General features: G+C 38.6%; 13 protein-coding genes and 1 tRNA gene. 8 read left to right on the top strand and 6 right to left on the bottom strand.

Features of this window, described 5'->3' with window-relative positions; genetic code table 11:
- Positions 1-75: 75 nt before the first annotated feature.
- The 5 genes from EYS08_RS09865 to EYS08_RS09845 all read right to left on the bottom strand — a co-directional run bounded on the left by EYS08_RS09865 (position 76) and on the right by EYS08_RS09845 (position 12639).
- Positions 76-3549 carry a malectin domain-containing carbohydrate-binding protein gene (locus EYS08_RS09865; RefSeq protein ID WP_244215917.1) on the bottom strand — a complete coding sequence of 1158 codons (3474 nt, stop codon included), beginning with the start codon at positions 3547-3549 and terminating at the stop codon, positions 76-78.
- A 188-nt stretch (positions 3550-3737) separates the two neighbouring features.
- On the bottom strand, positions 3738-6554 hold the full coding sequence (locus EYS08_RS09860) for a glycoside hydrolase family 95 protein (protein WP_131029873.1): 2817 nt from the start codon (positions 6552-6554) through the stop codon (positions 3738-3740).
- 1 nt (position 6555) lies between these two features.
- Positions 6556-8142 carry a glycoside hydrolase family 28 protein gene (locus EYS08_RS09855; protein WP_131029872.1) on the bottom strand — a complete coding sequence of 529 codons (1587 nt, stop codon included), beginning with the start codon at positions 8140-8142 and terminating at the stop codon, positions 6556-6558.
- A 208-nt stretch (positions 8143-8350) separates the two neighbouring features.
- On the bottom strand, positions 8351-9904 hold the full coding sequence (locus EYS08_RS09850) for an MGH1-like glycoside hydrolase domain-containing protein (RefSeq protein WP_131029871.1): 1554 nt from the start codon (positions 9902-9904) through the stop codon (positions 8351-8353).
- On the bottom strand, positions 9904-12639 hold the full coding sequence (locus tag EYS08_RS09845) for an alpha-d-galacturonidase (RefSeq protein ID WP_131029870.1): 2736 nt from the start codon (positions 12637-12639) through the stop codon (positions 9904-9906). Before EYS08_RS09845 ends, EYS08_RS09850 begins: the two co-directional genes overlap by 1 nt.
- 270 nt (positions 12640-12909) lie before the next feature.
- On the opposite strand from EYS08_RS09845, the gene EYS08_RS09840 reads away from it, so the two are divergent.
- The 5 genes from EYS08_RS09840 (at position 12910) to EYS08_RS09820 (ending at position 17120) form a co-directional block, all read left to right on the top strand.
- Positions 12910-13674: an SDR family NAD(P)-dependent oxidoreductase gene (locus EYS08_RS09840; protein WP_131029869.1), complete on the top strand. Its 765-nt coding sequence runs from the start codon at positions 12910-12912 to the stop codon at positions 13672-13674.
- 33 nt (positions 13675-13707) lie between these two features.
- Positions 13708-14562, top strand: a complete 855-nt coding sequence (locus EYS08_RS09835; protein ID WP_131029868.1) for a fumarylacetoacetate hydrolase family protein — start codon at positions 13708-13710, stop codon at positions 14560-14562.
- A 1-nt stretch (position 14563) separates the two neighbouring features.
- Positions 14564-14893, top strand: coding sequence for an L-rhamnose mutarotase (locus tag EYS08_RS09830; RefSeq protein WP_131029867.1), 330 nt, complete (start codon positions 14564-14566; stop codon positions 14891-14893).
- Between the two features lie 11 nt (positions 14894-14904).
- The gene (locus EYS08_RS09825) at positions 14905-15726 is read left to right on the top strand and encodes an amidohydrolase family protein (RefSeq protein ID WP_131029866.1); all 822 of its coding nucleotides are present in this window, start codon (positions 14905-14907) and stop codon (positions 15724-15726) included.
- 224 nt (positions 15727-15950) lie between these two features.
- Positions 15951-17120 carry an alpha-hydroxy acid oxidase gene (locus EYS08_RS09820; RefSeq protein WP_131029865.1) on the top strand — a complete coding sequence of 390 codons (1170 nt, stop codon included), beginning with the start codon at positions 15951-15953 and terminating at the stop codon, positions 17118-17120.
- 102 nt (positions 17121-17222) lie between these two features.
- Here the strand turns inward: EYS08_RS09820 and EYS08_RS09815 are convergent, their stop codons facing one another.
- A complete protein-coding gene (locus EYS08_RS09815; RefSeq protein ID WP_131029864.1) occupies positions 17223-18374 on the bottom strand; it encodes an aldose epimerase family protein in 1152 nt (383 codons plus the stop codon).
- A gap of 189 nt (positions 18375-18563) precedes the next feature.
- Here EYS08_RS09815 and EYS08_RS09810 point away from each other — a divergent pair, with 189 nt between their 5' ends.
- From EYS08_RS09810 to EYS08_RS09800, 3 genes are all read left to right on the top strand, one after another.
- Positions 18564-19235 (top strand): HAD family hydrolase, encoded by a 672-nt coding sequence (locus EYS08_RS09810; RefSeq protein WP_131029863.1) that lies wholly within the window; start codon positions 18564-18566, stop codon positions 19233-19235.
- A 1-nt stretch (position 19236) separates the two neighbouring features.
- Positions 19237-19935 carry an NUDIX hydrolase gene (locus EYS08_RS09805; protein ID WP_131029862.1) on the top strand — a complete coding sequence of 233 codons (699 nt, stop codon included), beginning with the start codon at positions 19237-19239 and terminating at the stop codon, positions 19933-19935.
- A 191-nt stretch (positions 19936-20126) separates the two neighbouring features.
- A tRNA-Lys gene (locus tag EYS08_RS09800) sits at positions 20127-20199 on the top strand.
- Positions 20200-20351: the final 152 nt, after the last annotated feature.

The following is a 20351-nucleotide window of genomic DNA, read 5'->3' as shown; positions in this document are numbered from 1 at the left end:
TTGGTTAAAACAAATATGCATGACTAAATATCAACATTAATATAAGATTTTGGCTACATATTGTACCATCTTATCTTATTGAACATCTAAAGCATCAACTGCCAGTCCTTTGGTTTCTGTGGCAATCAATTTGAGTTTATAAGTCCCGGCATTAATCATGCTCCCAGTATTGGTACTGAGGTAGTTCCATTTTCCGGTTTTAGTTGGTGCAAATTCAACCATTTCTGTTTTCATTAATATTCCATCTGCCGATAAAAACTCGAGTTTCCCTTTCAAAAGCTGCTCTGATGGATTATGGTATTTTAGGGTTAAAGAATAGGTATCGGCCACGCCAACTGATAGCTGCCAGGTTAAGCTCCCTTGGCTAGCTTCACTAAAAATTACACGCTGTTTATCCATTAAAATTGCTTTCACAACCTCCTTTCCTTCTAAAATACCATCAGTAGCTTTATAAGTAGTGGTGGTTTTTAAATCGTAAGCGGGTTGTAAATGTGTAACCGGCAATACAAAAACAGTGGCTATTCTACTGTCAAAAATTATTCTTTCATTGGGAACCAGCCTTTTTCGATAAAGATTGAATATTTCATCCTTACTATTGGTCAATGAGGTTTTGGTGTCTTCGAATCCCTGGGGCACACTGCTATTGATATTCAGCGCCACAAACGTATCTACAGTATCAGTTGCGGTAAATTCAATACTTTCCTGCCCGCGTAACGCCTTTAGCCACTCGACACCATATAAATTTGAAGGCAGATCAGTAAAGGTTAAATTTTCACCTTTAAACTGTTCATCTCCAATATCCAACCAATCGCATAGTGCTGCATTTTTAATTTTGCTCAAAAGTGATTTGCTTGATGGTGCAGCTTGGATGTTTTGATTTAGACCTGAAATAGCAATGGCCGAAATCACGGCCTGACCAACTTTTACTTCTGGGAAATTGATGTCCAAAAAGCCACCTTTAACAGTCGTTTTAATCGTTTTCTTTAATAAGGTATTACTTCCTGCTTCCTTCCAGATATCTAGATCTTTAATTACAGTTTTACCATTAAATGCTACATCAAATAAGCGCATTTCTTTAGCATCAAAACCTCCTCCAATACCCAGCCAGGGTTCTATAAAATAAAGTTCAACCAGATATTCACCGTCCCGAAGTGGAAAATGGTATTTCAACTGGTCTCTGCCATATCTAAAAGTTTGAAAAAGCTTCCAATCTTTGGTGCCATCTATAGGTTGAAAGGTACGACGCTGACTGGCAAAAAAAGTTGGAATACCCGTAAACCCTGCTGTCCATGAGGTTGAACCAAAGTTATCAGGAGCACTTAAATTTCGATCGGCAGACCATTGATTGCCATTGGTATCAATATAATCGCCACCACCACAATTTACACGGTACACATATTTATATCCCTGCGCCGGAACAGTTAACTTTTTATCGCTTATCAACGCATTAAAATTTGGACTTTGAGATAAATTCTGCAACACGATTTTATCTTTGGCAACAGCTTTTCCATTTACATAACCTACGGCATACAATACATTATACTGTATATTCAGTTTATTCCATTGGAAATGTGTGCCTATTGCACCACGTTTTCTTTTGCCCAAAGATTTGCCGTTTACATCATTAAACAGTTCTACTTCATCGCAGTTAGAATACACCACAATACTGTCATTTATACCTGGTTTGTTCCAACGGTTAGGCCAGGTATGCGAAACAATATACACCATAGCTTCAGTTTGTTTTGGCGCATAATTTGCCCTGAACATATAAAATACATCAGTCGGTTCTTCCCAAGGTGTAAACATGCCCTTGTAATTTACCGGGCCTACCCGATCCAGATCTCGCAATCCTTCTCCCCCTTGCACCCTGCCCGGATTATCGTGCGAACTGTACAACCAGAAAAAATGACCAGCCGTTTTATCTTTTACCGATTCAGCCAGGCGCACCTTGGTTTCCATTAAATCGGTCATTTTGTTCTCCGTGTAACCTTTTCCATTGGCATCTGTATCATGAAGATCAATGGTTCGCCAGGCACCGTATTCGCCAACCAAAACCTGCCTTTGAAGATCTTCTCCATAAGTTAACGGATTACCACCATAGGTGCCGGTCCAGTTTTGGGGAACATCCCAATCCGTTCCTTTTCCACCATTACAAGTGGTAACTTTTCTTTGTGATGAAGCTGTCGGATCTAGTTTTCTAATCAGTTCGGTACATTCCTTCGCGAAATCTTCAGGCAAAGTACTTTCGTTTTCTAAACCCCATAAAACAACTGCCGGGCTGTTTCTGCGTTCTTTTACCCAATGTGTTAAAAGTGATTTGAAGTTCTTCCTAAATTCAGGCGTATCGTACCAGATATGAGCAGCCATTTGGGTCCAGCATAAAATTCCTTCTTTATCCCAATAATCAGAATACAATAAGTTATGTGGTTGGTGTGCGTCACGAAAAGCATTAAAACCTGCTGCTTTAATTTGCCTAACTCTTGAACTTATCTGTTCGTTGCTAAAAGCATGACTCTGCCCGATTAGATGCTCATATTCGGCAATCCCGTTAATAAAAACCGGTTTTCCGTTTAACAGAAACTGTTTCTGGTTCGCTTGTTCTCCAATGGGCCAACTTACCCAACGGATGCCATAGGGCGTTTTTAGTTCGTCTACAATTTTTCCATTCTCTATGATGGTAGTTTGTAAAGTATAGAGATATGGATTTTCTAAAGACCAAAGTTTAGGATTGATGATTTTATCGGTCTGCTGATCGATCTGAATTTCTTTTCCGGCAGGAACAACAAGAGATTTTTTCAGTTCTTTAATCTTTTTTCCGTTCAGATCTAACAATCTGTTTACTAGGCTTACATTTTTATGCTTTAAACTATAATTTTTAATACTTGTACTCAGGTTTAAAATGGCAGATTGTGCTGAAATTTTATTATCGTTCCAAATGTGAATACCAAATGGTTCAACTCGGATATCATTAGTCACAATTAAATGTACCGGACGGAAAATCCCCATAGGCTGCGAACCTTCTGAAAAACCGCGTTCTGTAGCGCAACCTCCATCGACCCAAGGTAAATCCTGGATATTTGCAGGATGATCTGCCCTTACCGCCAGCACATTTTCCTGATTATTTAATTTGATGGCTGGGGTAACATCCAAAGTAAAAGTTGTTCTGCCTCCGGCATGATAGCCTACTTTTTTGCCATTTAACCAAATCGTGGCATAAGAACCTACACCTTCAAAATAAAGAAAAAACCGTTTTCCGGCATTAATTTCGTTGGTTTTAAATGTTTTGCGGTACCAGGCAAAACCATGTTTATTGCCATGAAGTTTCCTTTGATAGCCTTCGTACTGATCCCAATTATGCGGAACATTTACTTTTTTCCAGTTTAAGGTTTTATAGCTGGCTAACTGAAAACCATCAAAAGCATTGCTGTTTTTTTCGTCGGCAATACTGAGCCAATTGGAATTTAATAAAACGTCTTTCCTGGTTTGGTTTTGTGCATAAAGGGAACCCCCTCCATAAAAATTGATAAAGAATAACAGTAATAAACACAACCGTTTAAATTGAATTCTTTTTGGTTCGTGGAGACACGAACCAAGGCACCTAGCCAAGGTACGTGTCCCCACGTACCTCTTCGGGAAATTTCGCGCGGATATGTTCAGGCAAATCTGGCGTGTTTTAATCCAGGCTAAAACTGACGAAATCTTCTCCCGCTCAGTCCTTTTTGATTTCGTAAGTTGATTCATCGCGCTTTCAGCTCCCCATTCAGTTTATAGCTTTCTCCAGCTGTAGTTTCGATATTGATGTTGTTCTTTTTGTAACGGATTTTACAGTTTCCTCCTCTTTTAGATTTTATGGTAAGTGAGGTTAGTAAACCTTTATCCCAGGTTAAATCCAGTTCGAAACCTCCTCGGGCCAGAAGTCCTTTAATTTCTCCGCTTGGAATAGCTGCTGGCAAAGCTGGTAAAATATCCAGATAGCCCTGATGACTCTGCACAATCATTTCAGCGATTCCAGCTGCACCACCAAAGTTTCCATCTATCTGGAAAGGCGGGTGTGCATCAAAAAGATTCACATAAGAACCTGCGCCATTATTCGCTGGTTTCATTAACATTTTAACCAGTTTCATGGCATGATCGCCATCTTTAAACCTTGCCCAGAAATTGATTTTCCACGCCAAACTCCAGCCAGTAGCATCATCTCCACGGTATAATAAAGACTGTTTTGCAGCTTTCATCATTTTTTCATTGTCATCCCATGTAATATCATTTCCAGGGTAAACGCCCCACAAATGGGAAACATGACGGTGTTTATTGGTGGTATCATCTACATCTGTTAACCATTCCTGTAACTGTCCATATTTGCCTATCTGATTTGGTGCTAGCTGTTTAACTTTTTCAGCTAGCGATTTTCTGAATTCGGCATCTACATTGAGCGTTTCGGCTGCTACTATGCAATTTCTGAAAAGCGATCTGATAATCTGGTGGTCCATTGTTGGGCCAGCCACTAAACCACCATTTTCTGGTGAGTTAGATGGAGTACTGATTAACCAACCAGTTTTTGGATCTTTCACTAAAAAATCTTCGAAAAACAATGCAGCCTGTTTCATTAAAGGATAGGCTTCGCTTTCCAGAAACTTACGATCTTTACTAAACTGGTAGTGCTCCCACAAATGCTGGCTTAACCAGCCACCTCCACTTACCCAAATGCCATGATTTGAGGCATTGATTGGCGCTGTTCCATTCCACAAATCGGTATTGTGGTGTAAAACCCAACCACGGGCATTGTAATATGCCTTTGCAGTTTCAGCACCAGTTTTAGATAAGCCTTTAATTTTACTAAAAAGTGGTTCGTTTAGTGCCGATAAATTTAGAATTTCAGTTGGCCAATAGTTCATTTCTAGGTTAATATTGGTGGTGTACTTGCTTCCCCATGGTGGTGTAAGCAAATCGTTCCAAATCCCTTGAAGATTGGCTGGCTGAGTACCTGGCCTAGAGCTCGAAATCAACAAATATCTTCCATACTGCATATATAAAGCTGCAAAAGCAGGATCGTTGGCAGTTGCAAATTTTGTTAGTCTTTCATCAGTAGAATGGTTTTCATTATCCGATCGACCAAAATCAACACTAAAGGTGTTGTAATAGCTTTGGTATTCTTTAATGTGCTTCTGTTTAATTTCGGTGTACGCTTTACCTTTTAAACTATTGAGTGCTTTAATATTGGCCGTTGCAGGGTTTCCTGAAATATCCTGCGCATTGATAAAATTCGTTCCAGCTGTTAAATAAAGTGTTACTTCATCTGCCTGATTGATCCTGATTTTGCCATTCATCACCTTCACAGACCCGTTTTTGATTAAAGCTGTTAATCGGCTTTCTCCCTTAATTGCACCATCTTTTACCTGAACCGATAAAGTAATTACGTTGTTGGCCAACGTTTTTACCGATGATTTTCGGTGCGCACTGGAAAGTGCTGCATCGAAACTGATGGATGCTTTTTTATCGGCCGTTAAATGGATTACAATAGCCTGATTGGGCTGACTTGCAAAATACTCTCGCTGATAATTTACACCATTTAAGGTATAACTGGTTTTGGCAACAGCAGTACTGATATCCAAAGATCGTTTGTAATTGGTAACAATTGATTTTGTTTGTTTGAAATATAAGTTTAAATCGCCAAAAGGTTGATAACTTGCCTGGTATTGCGGAACAGCAGGTGGATTTTCATCCTGGATTTTATATTTCCAATCTTTTACAAGCGAAATACCCTGATCCATACTACCTCCAACCGGATAGATCCCGATCTTTTTCGAAGTGTCTTTATAACCTACTAAACCACCTTTATCGAAATAATTAAGTACCTGGATAGCAATTATATTTTTGCCTTTTTTAATCAATTTTGCAGGAATAGTATATTTTCTTGGCTCCGTACTATCGGTATTACCGACCAATTGACCGTTTATGTAAGTGAAATCCTGATCACGGATGCGATTAAGGTCGAGTACAAGATCTTTTCCTGCCCAATTTTCGGGCATATCAAAAGTGGTTCTGAACCAAACGGCGCCATCTAAATTGGCTAAGCCTACCGTTTCCCAACCTTCATAGGCAGGTACTTTTATAATTTTCCAAAGCTGATCATCAAAATTTGTTAGCGCAGGGTTTCCTTGAATACCTTTTCCTGCTTTCATCTCATTTACCCAAACTTTTCTATCGCCGGAACTACTTTGCAAGCCCATAAAATGTTCTTGTGCTAAGGTTTCAGCAGCTGCCTGTTTTCCTTCAAAAAGTAGTTTTCTGATCTCAGGAAGATATTGGTAAGCGCCTCTCCGGTTATAATCCCTTGGTTTGCCCGTCCAAACGGTTTCCTCGTTAAATTGGATATGATCTACAGCCGTTCCGGCGAAAATCATGGCGCCCAATCTACCGTTTCCGATTGGCAAGGCATCCGTCCACTTTTCGGCAGCCTTATTGTACCATAAAGTATGGTTATTTTCTTGTGCAAAGCTGCTAAAATGAGCTGTCAATATTAAAAATGATGTACTTAATAAAAGTTTAAACCCCATATTATTGTCCTTTATCGCCTGAAATAATTTCGATGTTACTGTTTACTTCTTTTTCTTTCTTAACGGCATCTTTCATCCGTCTAAAATTATTATTTCCTAAGAATATATTTTTAGTCTCCGCTCCGTTTAATTTCAAATAGGTAACAGTTCCTTTAACCGGAAAGGCATTATACAGAAACAGATCAGATACATTAGTGATATCAATTACAGCCGCATTGGCATGAGGTTTATTACTTTTTAAACCATCAACAATTAAATTATTCACCTTTAATGCCTTTATCGATGCACCTAATTCGGTATTTACCGTTACGTTATGAAACTCAATATTACTGGAATTTTGAATAGAAAAACCAGTTTTAGCATCCATATTAATATCACTGAAGGTAATATTATCGATAGGCATTTCTTCTAAACCATTTAAATAACCTGCCTGGTTAACCTGACCAGTGATATTGCTGAAATGGATATTTCTAAAAATCGGTGTACGTTCGGAAACAGCTTCTATATTTGTTTTTGCATACTGCATATCGAGCACAATCGCCTGATCTTTAATGTTTTTCATGACAATATTGCTTACTCTGATCTCCTCAACAACACCGCCCCTGCCACGGGCTGTTTTAATGCGGATCCCTCTATCTGTTCCATCGAAGACACAGTTCGAGATGGCTATTTTACGTACATCTCCCGACATTTCACTGCCAATAACCACTCCACCATGACCTGATAACATGGTACAATTGGTAATCACATAATTTTCTGCAGGAACAGCCATTTTTCTGCCTGGTGCATCTTTGCCCGATTTGATCGTGATACAATCATCTCCTACACTGATGTGGCAATCTGAAATGTGCACATTTTTACAAGATTCAGGATTAATACCGTCTGTATTCGGCGAATGGGGATTGTTGATGGTAACGGCATGAACCTTAACATTTTCACAAAACTCTGGATTTACGGTCCAAAAAGGCGAATTACGGATGGTTATCCCATCGATCAGCACATTTTTACAGAACATCGGTTGTATAAACGGTGGACGAAGAAAGCCACGTTTCATCTGCTTAGGATCATCTGGAAGGATAATATCCTTATTTAAACCATCAAAAGTAGTTTGCCATTTAGAACGTGGTTGTCCCTCTTTATAACCTTCTACAAAATCCCACCATTTTTTACCATGTCCATCAATAATCCCCCTACCAATAATGGAGATATTCTCTACTTTATAGGCGTAAAATAATGGCGAAAAACTGGTTACATCAACACCTTCGTAACGACTTTTTACCATAGGTAAATAATCATCAAAATTATCGCTGAAATGTAATTCGGCACCGGCATCAATTAATATAGTGATGTTGCTTTTTAAATGGATGGCGCCAGTTAGGTATTTTCCCGCAGGAAAATAAACTGTTCCGCCACCCGCTTTTGATGCCGCTTCTATCGCATTTTTGATTGCTGTTGTAGCCAGCTTGCTGCTGTCGTTTTTCGCACCGTATTTAATTACGTTGTAATAAGACTGGGCATTTGTAGTTAAGACGATGCCAAAAGCAAGTATGAAAATTAAAACTTTAATGATGTTGATGGAATATTTCATTTGGTTATATTTTATTGTCAAGCCTTGTTTCGTGTCTTCACGAAACAAGATTTAAGTTTCGGTCTGTGAGGACACAGACCGAGGATTTTATGTTTGAAAGATTGCTTCACTCTCGCCGCATTTCAACGCTTCAGTTCGCAATGACGATCATGCTTGCGCTCGTTTCCGAACGAGTGCAAAATACTGTTGCGATTTTATCTTTAAACAATTAATTCATCTGCACTTTTAAAGGCTTCAGATCTTTCCCTTTATAAATCTCTTTTCCATTTACAAGCACGATTAATCCTTTGCCCTTATTATATTTTTTTCCGGTTTTATCCCACAAAATAGTCAGTGTTTTATGGTGATACGAAACTTGATCTAACATGAACCAATCCCACTGATTTTTAGGAATTAATGGAAAAATTTCGAGCACATTATCCTGACGTGGCTTTAAGCCAATTAGATCATTAATAATTAAATCATTAAATGTAGAGTGATTGTAAAAACTGCTCCTTGGATTATCACCTTTTAGCCATTCTCCGGTTTTTTCATCCTGATACTCGCCTATGTAAGGTTTTCCGTTTTTAACATGAGAAGCGGCATACTGGTGTAACTCCTGATAAAAGACTCTGGCATTCATTTTACCGTGTTTTTTATAATTCGCGAGCAGATTTGCCAATCCTTTTAAAGTTTGCGAACTGGCAAAAGGCCAAAGCGCACCATCCCATTCGCAGCTATGTCCTGTTCCTCTTGTTCTAAATGTTGGATTTCTTCTTTCAGCCGTGGTTAAGCCCCAGGGTGCTTTAAATCCAGCAGTATCAAGCAGCTGATCCCAGGCTTTTGCATAATTTGACTGATCATCAGGCAGGTTAAATTCCCAAGGTGTAAAACCGATGGCTTCTCTAACATCAGATGAACCTCCTTTGGCTTTTCTTGTTTCAAAAAACAGAGAAGAAGCATTCCACAAACTATCCTGAACCAGTTTTTTAAGCACAATTGCTTTGTTTTTATACTTACTCGCAAGCGCTCCATCATCTAAAAGTGTGGCAATTTTATTTAAAGCCATGGCGTTGCCATACATGTAACTGTTTATGGTTGGTCGTTGGTTCTGGTCTTTACGTGAACCACTGATCGACTCTTCCATGCCATCCTTAACATCATGTTGCCAGAAAAGACCGTTTTTAAGCTGCCTTTCAGCTTCCCATTTGGCGTAATCTTTATCCAATGCAGGCAAAATTTCCTTCAAAAATTCTTGATCGGGCTGTACCAGGTAATTCTGATAAACGGCATCATCAACCCAGCTGCTAAATTGATGGAAACGTTGTTTCGTTTGGCCAACATCGGCATGGTAAAGCCAGAATTTGATATAATCTTTTAAATAACTATTGTCCTTTAGCCACCTGCCTTCGTAAATATGATGACCTAATGCGCAGCTGATGGAATTGTATTTTCCGGCATGTTTAACCGGTTCGATAAATTCGGTAAAAATAAATCCTTCAGGAGTTTTAACCAGGTGTTTGCGGTAAGTCCACCAGCGGTAGTAGTAGTTTTGCTCCAGTACCGAATCGGGGCATTCAAATAAAGGTGCCTGCTCCGCTAACCATGTAAAGGCTTCGGCATTGGGTACATGGTTTTTAACCGCCTCGGTGTCGATAGAATTAAAATAGGTAACATATTTTTTCAGCTTTTCAGTACCCAGAATTGATTTCTGCTGCGCAAAGCCTGTGATTGTCAACACCGAAAATGCTGCTATTGCAATTAAATTTCTTGTATTCATCATTATTCAAATAACCAATCAATGTCTTTTCCTCTACCATCTAAACCTGCATTAAAAATCCGCAGTTCCTGTTTGTCATCAATAAACCCTAAAACCAGGCAGGCCCCTTTACCTAAATTTAAAGTATGTGTTCCTGCAGGGAAAGAATAAGCATGAACATTTACCGGTGGAAAACCATAAGGCACCAACGCATTCGATATCTTGATTTCAGACTGACCGTAGTTATTGGCACTTGCATCTGTTTCTAGTTGTGGGGGAGCTAGATATTGAGGATCTTTCTGATTAAAAAAGCCTATCAGCAATTTTACAGGTGCTTTGGTCCTGAATTTAATTTCGGTCCCAATTTTAATTTGCTTTTCCTTTGCCAGTTTAATCCCCTTTAAACCCACCAAATGCGCTGCAACTTCTTTAATCTTAATTGCAGTATCTGCGAAAAGCGTTGCATCTTTGGCTATCACATAGCTTTCTGTTTCATTTAAGACTTTAACATCAGCACTTTTATAAGGCACAATTGCAGCAACAGTTCCTTGTTTTATTGATTTCAGAGAATCGATACTTCTTTTAAAATGGTCAAGTTCTTTGGTGAAAACCGGTAGCATCTCTTTCCAATGGATAAAGGTTTTATCTACACCACGCATCGGGATTTTCCGCTGTTTGGTTTGCATGCTATTGGCATACAGGTAACTGTGTTCAGTCAATTTAACCAGTTTAGCATAATGATCTACACTTTTTTGGAGAAAAGGCAATGCCTGCTCTAAATCAGCTACCTGATTCGAATTTTTATACCGCAGTATCCACAGGGCTGCTTTAACTTTTTCAGCATAAAAATTAGCCATTTCATCATAACAATAGATATCATTTCTAAGTCGCTTAAATTCTGCAGTATCTTTCGTTACAATGGGTGCAGCCTCATTAATAGATTGAATGGCTTTTTTGCCATGTTCAACCACTTCGCGCGCCACCTGAACTGGGGTTTCTCCGATATGGCCTTGTTTCTTCCACTCTTTTTCGGCGTATTCAATAATCATTTCGCCTTCTGGCGCTTCCGATTCGTACATTAACGTAAACAACCCATAACGGAACGGATTAATGAGCTGAGTCATCAACATGCCTAACGTCAGTGTTTGTCTGTTACCATCGGTAATGCCATACCTGCGCAAAAGTTTAGGCGATATTTCGCCCGATTCTTCGTAGGCATTCAGAATAGCTTTACCCCCAGTTAAATTAGTACCATATTTGTTGGCCAGTTCTTTTCCCCAATAGTTAATTTCTCCACTACGGTCTCTTTGCGAATTCCACGAATATCTTGCCCATTCCTTGTACCAGATCCAATCGCGGTCTACTTCCAATAACCTTCCTTTTACCTCATCAGCCGAATAAGGCCAATCCCAATAGCTGGCCTGAGGATATAAATGCAAACCTTTTGCACCATAAATCTTGTTCATCGCCTGAACTGATTTCTGGATAAAGTCTGCCGAACCATAACGAAACGGCTCTAGATTAGCTAAAATATGTACGTTAGAGATGTTGATAGTTCCAATAGCGGCTAATTTCCTGTTTAACTCGGCCCATGCCCCGCGAGGGGTATAAGTAGTTAAAGCCTCACCATTAAATTTATTTTCGGTATATAGGTTTTTATAAAAGGGCAGCGCTGCTTTCATCACACTTGGTGCGTCTGTATCATGTGCACGCAATACAATCGGAGGTTCTTCCTTAATGCCAGCGGCTTTTAATCCATCTTTAACACCGGGGATAATCGTTTTGGTAAACCAATCGATATCATCCTGACCAACACCTTCCATTGCCTCGCCTAATGCCACCATTAAACCTACATTGGGATATTTCTCGACAAATGAGGCGATCGATTTACGGGTATAATCGGCAATTAAAGGAATAATCGGACGGTTCCGATCTTGTGTTTTTAAGCCGTGTTTATCGGCAAATGGTTTTGGAATAATAATATTGTAAAACATCTGGATCACCCAAATACCACGTTTATCGGCTTCCTTCGTTAAAAACTGGAAAATTTCTTCATTCCTTTTTAAAGTAGCATCATTTACCTCTACCGCGTAAGGATAATCCTTTAAGCGTAGCAGCGACGAAAAAGGGTGCCCATTCCATAGATAAAGCGAGTTATAGCGGTTTTCGACCATCATATCCAGGTACTTAATCCATAAAGCCTTATCGTAAAGCCATGGGAAAGTTTCTGGGGTATAAGGATATTCGTAAACATCATGGCCTGGCAGATAATCTGGTTTCTGCAGACCAATACAGGTACCTCTCAGCACCATTTCAGGCTGATCAGAAAATGCCAGCTGCGTAGGCAATTTACCACTGCCCTTGATTTGATCTGCGAGTTCTATACAGCCATATAAAGCACCAGATGCGTCGTTGCCGATTACATAAAGCGCCCCGTTTTTCCCCGTATAAATATGAAAGCCCTCTTTTTTAGTCGTTAAAATCTTATTTTTAATCTCTGCCGGAAGGTTATTGACAAAAAGTTTATCCGAAAACACACCAATTGCAATAACATTGTTATTTGCAGCAAGTTTATCCTTTAGTTCGATTTTGGTCGAATAATTCAGCTTAGTTAAGGCTTTTGATAACTTTTCGGCACCAAAACGCACACGAACATGATTTTCCGTAGAAACTACAATTGTTTTCGGTGCCCGAACACTGGCATTAGAAAATGATATCGATAGAAAATAACAGGAAATAAAAATCAGAAAATTTCTCATTCAAATTGGCTCTAATAACAAAACCTATTTTAACAGGTTTTTTATGTAATATTTGGTTAATACTATATTTAAATATAAAGATATTATTCAAATATAAGTAATAATACCGAATGGCTTTGTAAAATTTATGCAAGGTAAGGCTATTAGAATATCCAGAATGGCGTATGACAATATCTGTTAATATTTAGACAAGAAGATAAAATTTTTAATCAACAATATTTATTTTATTTGTATTCGTATTCTAATCAATTATAATTTATAATCATATACATGTTTTCACTAAAAAACAAAAAAGCCGTAGTTACAGGCGGGGGAAGCGGCATAGGAAAAGCTATTGCAACCATTTTAGCCAAACAAGGTGCTGAGGTTCACATCATCGAATTAGGAACAGAACACGCCCAGGATACTTTAGATGAAATTAAAACAAATGGCGGACAGGCTTTCAGTTACGGCTGTGATGTTTCAGATCATAATGCGGTTCACGAAGTTTTTAAACAGATCGGAAATATCAATATCCTGATTAATAACGCCGGTATTGCACATATTGGCAAAGCTGATACTACAGATGAAGCTGATTTTGACCGTATTATGCGCGTAAACGTGAAAGGCGTTTATAACTGTTTGCATGCAGCCATTCCACAGATCCGTTTATCTGGCGGAGGTGTAATTATCAATATGGCCTCAATTGCCGCGCTAATTGGTCTTCCAGATCGTTTCGTTTATAGCGCCGCGAAAGGTGCGGTAAAAGCAATCACTATGAGCGTAGCGAAAGATTATATTGGCGAAAACATCAGGTGTAACTCCATTTCACCAGCACGGGTTCATACACCCTTCGTGGATGGCTTTTTACAGAAAAACTATCCGGATAACATCCCTGAAATGTTCGAAAAACTTTCTAAATCACAACCTATCGGCAGAATGGCGAGACCAGAAGAAGTTGGTGCCCTGGCTTTATACCTATGTAGCGATGAGGCCTCATTTATTACAGGTTGCGATTACCCAATTGACGGTGGATTTACTACCTTAAACAATTAATAAATATTTTCAAATACAATAAAGAATTTTATAATGAAATTAATACGATTTGGCGAAGCCGGAGCTGAAAAACCTGGGGTAATTATAAACGATAATTATTTCGATGTTTCTGCATTGGTTAAAGATTATAATGAAGATTTTTTTGGTAGTGATGGTTTAGATAAATTAAAGGCTGCTATTGCATCGGCTGATTTACCACAGGTTGATAAAGGTGTACGCCTCGGCCCTGCTTTGGCCCGTCCTTCAAAAATAATCTGTGTGGGCTTAAACTATAAAGACCACGCGGCAGAAACCAATGCTCCTATCCCATCAGAACCCATTTTGTTTTTCAAAGCTACCTCAGCCATTGTTGGACCTAACGATGATCTGATCATTCCAAAAAACAGTAAAAAAACCGATTGGGAAGTTGAATTAGCGATTGTAATCGGCAAAAAAGCAAGTTATGTTGCAGAAGAAAACGCTTTAGACCACATTGCTGGTTATGTTTTGCATAACGATTATAGTGAGCGCGAGTTCCAGATCGAAAGAAACGGACAATGGGTAAAAGGAAAAAGCTGCGATACTTTCGCGCCTATCGGACCATTTATCGCCACTCAGGATGAAATTGCCGATGTGCACAATCTTCGCCTTTGGTTAACGGTGAACGGAAAAACCTTGCAAGATGGCAATACCTCAAACCTGATTTTTAATGTTCCGTTTATGATTGCCTACATCAGTCAGTTTATGACGCTTTTACCAGGTGATGTAATTACGACTGGAACGCCTGCTGGTGTAGGTTTAGGTCAAAAACCTGAACCTTGGTATTTAAAAGCCGGTGATGTGGTAGAATTGGGTATTGATGGCTTAGGCTCGAGCAAGCAAACTGTTAAAGCCTACAGTGGGAATTAATATGAAAAGATACTGTTTAACACTCGATCTTGTAAATGATGAAAAGCTGATAGAAGCGTATAAGCAGTACCATCAATCGGTTTGGCCCGAGATTAAAGAAAGCATTACTTCTTCTGGCATTGATGATCTGGAAATCTATTTATTAGGAAACAGGCTGTTTATGATTATGGAAGTGAATGAAAGCTTTTCTTTTGAGGAAAAATCGAAAGCCGACTTGGCTAATCCAAAAGTGCAGGAATGGGAAAATCTGATGTGGAAATTTCAGCAGGCAATACCAGGTTCGAAACCAGGAGAAAAATGGATCTTAATGGATCAGATATTTAAACTTTAATTGCTTTTTTTATGATTGATACACACGTACATTTTTGGAATTTCGATCCGGTTAGAGATAGCTGGATAAATGAAGATATGTTTGCCATCCGTAATGATTTTTCTCCGAAAGATCTTATAGCCGTATATAACGATCTTCAAATTACGGGATGTATTGCTGTGCAGGCCAGCCAATCGGAAGAGGAAAACCATTTCTTGTTATCGCTGGCAGAACAAAATGAAATTGTAAAGGGAATTGTGGGATGGGTAGATTTACTCGATCCAAATTTAGACGGGCGTTTAACTTACTGGAGTAATTTTAAGAAGATTAAGGGTTGGCGACATGTTTTACAAGCTGAAAATGCCGATTTTATCCTGAACAAAAAGTTTATTGCAGGCATTAATCTTTTAAAAAAATACAGTTACACTTACGATTTATTGTGTTACCACAATCAGTTAGCTGATATCACCAAAATGGTTGATCAGATCCCCGACCAACCATTTGTATTAGACCATTGCGGCAAACCGGATGTGAAAAGCCAGGATTTGAAATCATGGTCTGCAAATATTAAAACCTTAGCTTCAAATCCAAATGTAAGCTGCAAAGTTTCTGGCTTATTGGCCGAGGCTGATTGGAAAAACTGGACTGAAAAAGAGCTTTTTAACTGTTTTGATGTGGTGTTTGAACATTTTGGTACAGAAAGAATCATGTACGGCAGTGATTGGCCGGTAATGCTGATCAGTCGCCCATACGAGGATTGGTTTAATTTAGTTTATAAGTATGCGGAACAATTTTCATCAGCAGAACAGAAATTGATTTTTAATGATAATGCGAAGGCATTTTACAAGGTATAGTTTTATAAACGCGCTAACGCTCATTTCCAACGAGCGTTGAATATTTTATCGTTTATAACGATATAATCGTTTTGCTATTTATGCACTCGTTTGGAAACGAGCGCAAACAAATTCCAACATAAAACGATAAATAGAAAATAGCAGATAGAGCAGGATGGAAAATATAATATAAAATATTAGTTTTCGCTTTCTAAAATAGAATCTGACCATCACAATATTTAAATATGAGTAAAAAAATTACATTCCCTTACAATCCTCAATTCCCTTCTGTAGCCGACTTAAGAAAAAGGGCAAAATCAAGGATTCCTAAATTTGCTTTTGACTATCTGGAGGGTGGTTGTAATGAAGGTCTTAATTTATCGAGAAACGAGAGCGACTTCGATAATATTTACCTTAAACCGAATTACTTACGTGTTGGTGGAGATATCGACATGTCGGTCGAATTATTTGGCCGTCGTTACAGCGCTCCATTTGGGGTATCTCCTATTGGTTTGCAAGGTTTGATGTGGCCTAATGCACCCGAAATTTTAGCTAAGGCTGCCGCTAAAGCCGATATTCCTTATACCTTAAGCACCGTATCTACCAGTAGTATCGAACGAATTGCCGAAGTATCTGAAGGAAAAGCATGGTTTCAATTGTACCACCCTACGGAGAATAGCTTGAGAGATGATATCTTAAATCGCTTAAAAGCTGTTGAATGCCCGGTATTAGTTGTTCTGGTAGATGTGCCTGCATTTGGTTTACGATATAAAGAAATTAAGAGTGGTTTATCCATTCCACCAAAAATGTCAATCAATAATATTCTACAGGCTTTTGCCCGTCCGCTATGGGGCATTAAAACCCTACAACATGGAATTCCATCGTTTGCTACCTTAAAGCCTTACATGGAAAAAGGAATGGACATGTCGCAACTGGGACAGTTCATGAACAAAACATTTACCGGTAAGGTTGATATTGAAAAGGTTTCTGCCATTCGTAATCTTTGGAAAGGACCTTTAGTACTGAAGGGAATCGCGACTGATGAAGATATGCAGGCTGCTATCCAAATTGGTGCCGATGGTGTGATTGTTTCCAATCACGGCGGCAGACAAATCGATGCAGGTGAATCCTCAATCAATTCACTGATCAAATTGGCGAACAATCCACTATACAAATCAAAATTAAAGATCATGTTAGATGGTGGTATCCGTTCAGGCGTCGATTTAGCAAGAGCGCATGCCGTTGGATCTGAATTCAACTTTATGGGCCGGCCTTTTATGTATGGAGTTGGCGCCTTAGGTAATGAAGGAGGCGATCATACCATCAATATGTTCAAAACTCATTTATACCAGATCATGCAACAATTAACCATTGAGAAAATTACGCAATTTCCTGATCGGTTATTAAACCCTTAAAGCCGAATAGCAAATAAAATAAACAAAAAAAGCAAGACTTCTAGTCTTGCTTTTTTTGTTTGAAATCTAATAAATGATCTTAGTCAATTTTCTGAAGCATTGTTATTTCAAAAACTTATAAGTAGTACTCGTTTTATAAGTTTCTCCTGGCTTAAGCACTGTCGATGCAAAATTTGCATGATTTGGCGCATCAGGAAAATGTTGTGTTTCTAAGCAAAAAGCAGAACGGTGTGGATATGATTTACCACCTTTACCGTCTTTATCAGCACCTGTTAAGAAATTGCCACTATAAAACTGTAAGCCCGGTTCAACAGTATAAACTTCCATTGTTATTCCTGTAACCGGACTTTTAACGGTTGCAATAGCCGTTTTGCCATCATGGTGGGTCAATACAAAATTATGATCGTAACCTTTGCCGAACTTTAACTGCTGATCATTTTCATCGATCGATTTTCCGATGGTTTTCGCTTTGTTAAAATCAAATGCTGTTCCAGCTACAGGAGTTAATTTACCTGTGGGAATAAGCGTAGAATCTACTGGTGTGTAGGCATTTGCATCAATCGTTAATTCATGGTCCAAAATCGTGTTGTTTCCCTCACCATTTAGGTTGAAATAAGCATGATTGGTTAAATTTACAACAGTCGTTTTATCTGTCGTAGCTAAATAATCAATCTGTAAAGCATTATCATCAGTTAAGGTATAAGTTACCTTCACATCTAATTTTCCTGGATAACCTGCTTCGCCATCATTTGAGACATAGCTCAACTCCAATTTTTGTCCATCTAATTGTTTAGCATCCCAAACTTTCGAGAAAAAACCATCGGTACCACCGTGCAGGGTATTAACACCATCGTTAAGCTGTAAAGTATATTCTTTTCCTTCCAGCGTAAATTTACCTTTACCAATGCGGTTTCCATATCTACCAATTAAGGCACCAAAAAATGGCTCACCTCTTTTGCGATAAGTCCCCACACTATCATAGCCTAAAACTACATCAGTTAACTTGTTGTTTTTATCTGGAACTAAAAGCGATACGACCCTACCTCCGTAATTGGTAATAGAAACCGAAGCGCCCTGCTTATTTTTTAAAGTATAAAGTTTCACACTTTTACCATCAATAGTTGTGGTGTATTTTGACGAATCAGTTTGCTCGGTTGTTTGTGTCCCTTTATCTGATTTTTGGTTACAGGAAGTAAAAGCTACAGCTAAACACAATGTAGCGAAGGGCAAAGCCTTAAGAATTTTTTTTTTCATGGATTAAAAATTTGAGGAAGCAGACCTGCAATTGCACACAAAATCAGAAACGGCTTCATATTGATTTATTTTTGGTTAAGGCTAATGTAGGAAAAAATTATTAACGTTAAAGTAACGATTATACTTATTTTTTCATAATATCGGTGAGGATTCTCAACAGTAAAAAAAATCACATAATTTAGCAGCCATATGCATAATTTAAATTTCAAGCCAAAGGCTTTTCTTTTTGATTTGAACGGCACTATGATTAACGATATGGAATACCATACCTTAGCCTGGTACAGCATCATGACAGAAGATTTAGGTGCCCAACTTGATTACGAAAAGGTGAAAAAGGAAATGTATGGTAAAAACCACGAAGTTTTAGAACGCGTTTTCGGAAAAGATAAATTTAACGCCGAGGAAATTGAACGTCTTTCTATTGATAAAGAAAAGCGTTATCAGGAAGGCTACATGCCGCATTTAGCGCTGATTGAAGGACTGGATCCTTTTTTGGAACGCACAAAAGAGGCCAACATTCCAATGGCGATCGGATCTGCTGCGATACCTTTTAATATAGATTTTGTAGTAGATGGATTGCATATCCGTCGTTATCTGGATGCAATAGTGAGTGCAGATGATGTAAAAACAAGCAAACCAGACCCCGAAACTTTTTTAAAGGCAGCGGCAGCATTAAATATTGCACCGGCAGATTGCCTGGTTTTCGAAGATGCACCAAAGGGTGTAGAATCGGCTTTAAATGCAGGTATGCCTTGTATTGTATTAACCACAACACATACTATCGAAGAATTTGAAGGTTATCCGAATATCTTGGGTTATATTACAGATTATAACGATGCTAAATTAAATACGCTATTTTAACATGGGAAAATATTTAAATCAAAAACCTGTTCTTGTTGCAGTAGACTGCATTATTTTTGGTTATGACGGCGATCAGCTAAAACTTTTGGTAATAAAAAGGGCAATAGAACCCGTAAAAGATAAGTGGAGTTTGATGGGTGGTTTTATCGGTGAACATGAAGATCTTGATGGTGCAGCCAAAAGAATTTTATTGGAATTAACAGGATTGCACGATGTTTACCTGGAGCAACTTCATGCTTATGGTAGTCCGGATCGCGATCCTATCGAACGTACGGTTTCAGTAGTCTACTTTGCACTTATTGATATTAATAAATACAGTAAACAGATCAATGATCAGTACCATGCCGAGTGGTTTAAACTAAAAGAAGTTCCCGAATTAATTTTCGACCACGATATGATGGTTAAGGCCGCGATGGATAAAATCCGTTATCAGGCAGCTCTCCACCCTATTTTATTTGAACTTTTGCCAAAACGTTTTACCATACCGCAGTTGCAGGCTTTATACGAGCAGGTTTACGATTCGCCGATAGATAACCGGAACTTTATCCGCAAGATTACAGCCAGTGGATTGTTAATTAAACAAGCCGACAAGGACAAATCAAGTTCGCGCCGAGGGGCCTTTTATTTTAAACTGGATAAAAACAAACACAAGGCGCAATTTCAGTCTTTTCTCAATTTTATCCCAAAAGCGAGTGAATAGGCAATGATTTGAGAAAATGTTGCTCCATTTAAAATAAATTTTAAAATTCTTTCAGGGCTTACAAAATTTAAAATCAACCAGTTAGAAGCGCCAATTTTACATGAACTAAAAAACAATAAAAACATTTTCAAAAAATATTTGCAAGAAAAGGATAAATCCCTATATTTGCACCTCCTTAAACAAAGGGAAATGATTCCGTAGCTCAGCTGGTAGAGCATTACACTTTTAATGTAGTGGTCCTGGGTTCGAATCCCAGCGGGATCACAAGAAACAATATCAAAGAGTAATAAAACCCTGCAAATCAAATGATTGCAGGGTTTTTGCTTTTACGGGTTATACCAAAATATGCACGAAATCGCATATAAAATGTGCGTCATTCGGTGCGTCGTTCTTTATAATATCAAACTCCCCTAATT

It is taken from the genome of Pedobacter kyonggii (assembly GCF_004310665.1).
Lineage (GTDB): Bacteria > Bacteroidota > Bacteroidia > Sphingobacteriales > Sphingobacteriaceae > Pedobacter > Pedobacter kyonggii.
The sequence above is the reverse complement of the archived record's forward strand: the minus strand, read 5'-3'. Positions and strand labels throughout refer to the sequence as shown.

What these genes read in the sequence shown, in the direction of transcription:
- EYS08_RS09860 (WP_131029873.1), bottom strand. Translation starts at nt 6,554, where the DNA reads ATGGGGTTTAAACTTTTATTAAGTACATCATTTTTAATATTGACAGCT.
- EYS08_RS09855 (WP_131029872.1), bottom strand. Translation starts at nt 8,142, where the DNA reads ATGAAATATTCCATCAACATCATTAAAGTTTTAATTTTCATACTTGCT.
- EYS08_RS09850 (WP_131029871.1), bottom strand. Translation starts at nt 9,904, where the DNA reads ATGATGAATACAAGAAATTTAATTGCAATAGCAGCATTTTCGGTGTTG.
- EYS08_RS09845 (WP_131029870.1), bottom strand. Translation starts at nt 12,639, where the DNA reads ATGAGAAATTTTCTGATTTTTATTTCCTGTTATTTTCTATCGATATCA.
- EYS08_RS09840 (WP_131029869.1), top strand. Translation starts at nt 12,910, where the DNA reads ATGTTTTCACTAAAAAACAAAAAAGCCGTAGTTACAGGCGGGGGAAGC.
- EYS08_RS09835 (WP_131029868.1), top strand. Translation starts at nt 13,708, where the DNA reads ATGAAATTAATACGATTTGGCGAAGCCGGAGCTGAAAAACCTGGGGTA.
- EYS08_RS09830 (WP_131029867.1), top strand. Translation starts at nt 14,564, where the DNA reads ATGAAAAGATACTGTTTAACACTCGATCTTGTAAATGATGAAAAGCTG.
- EYS08_RS09825 (WP_131029866.1), top strand. Translation starts at nt 14,905, where the DNA reads ATGATTGATACACACGTACATTTTTGGAATTTCGATCCGGTTAGAGAT.
- EYS08_RS09820 (WP_131029865.1), top strand. Translation starts at nt 15,951, where the DNA reads ATGAGTAAAAAAATTACATTCCCTTACAATCCTCAATTCCCTTCTGTA.
- EYS08_RS09815 (WP_131029864.1), bottom strand. Translation starts at nt 18,374, where the DNA reads ATGAAAAAAAAAATTCTTAAGGCTTTGCCCTTCGCTACATTGTGTTTA.
- EYS08_RS09810 (WP_131029863.1), top strand. Translation starts at nt 18,564, where the DNA reads ATGCATAATTTAAATTTCAAGCCAAAGGCTTTTCTTTTTGATTTGAAC.
- EYS08_RS09805 (WP_131029862.1), top strand. Translation starts at nt 19,237, where the DNA reads ATGGGAAAATATTTAAATCAAAAACCTGTTCTTGTTGCAGTAGACTGC.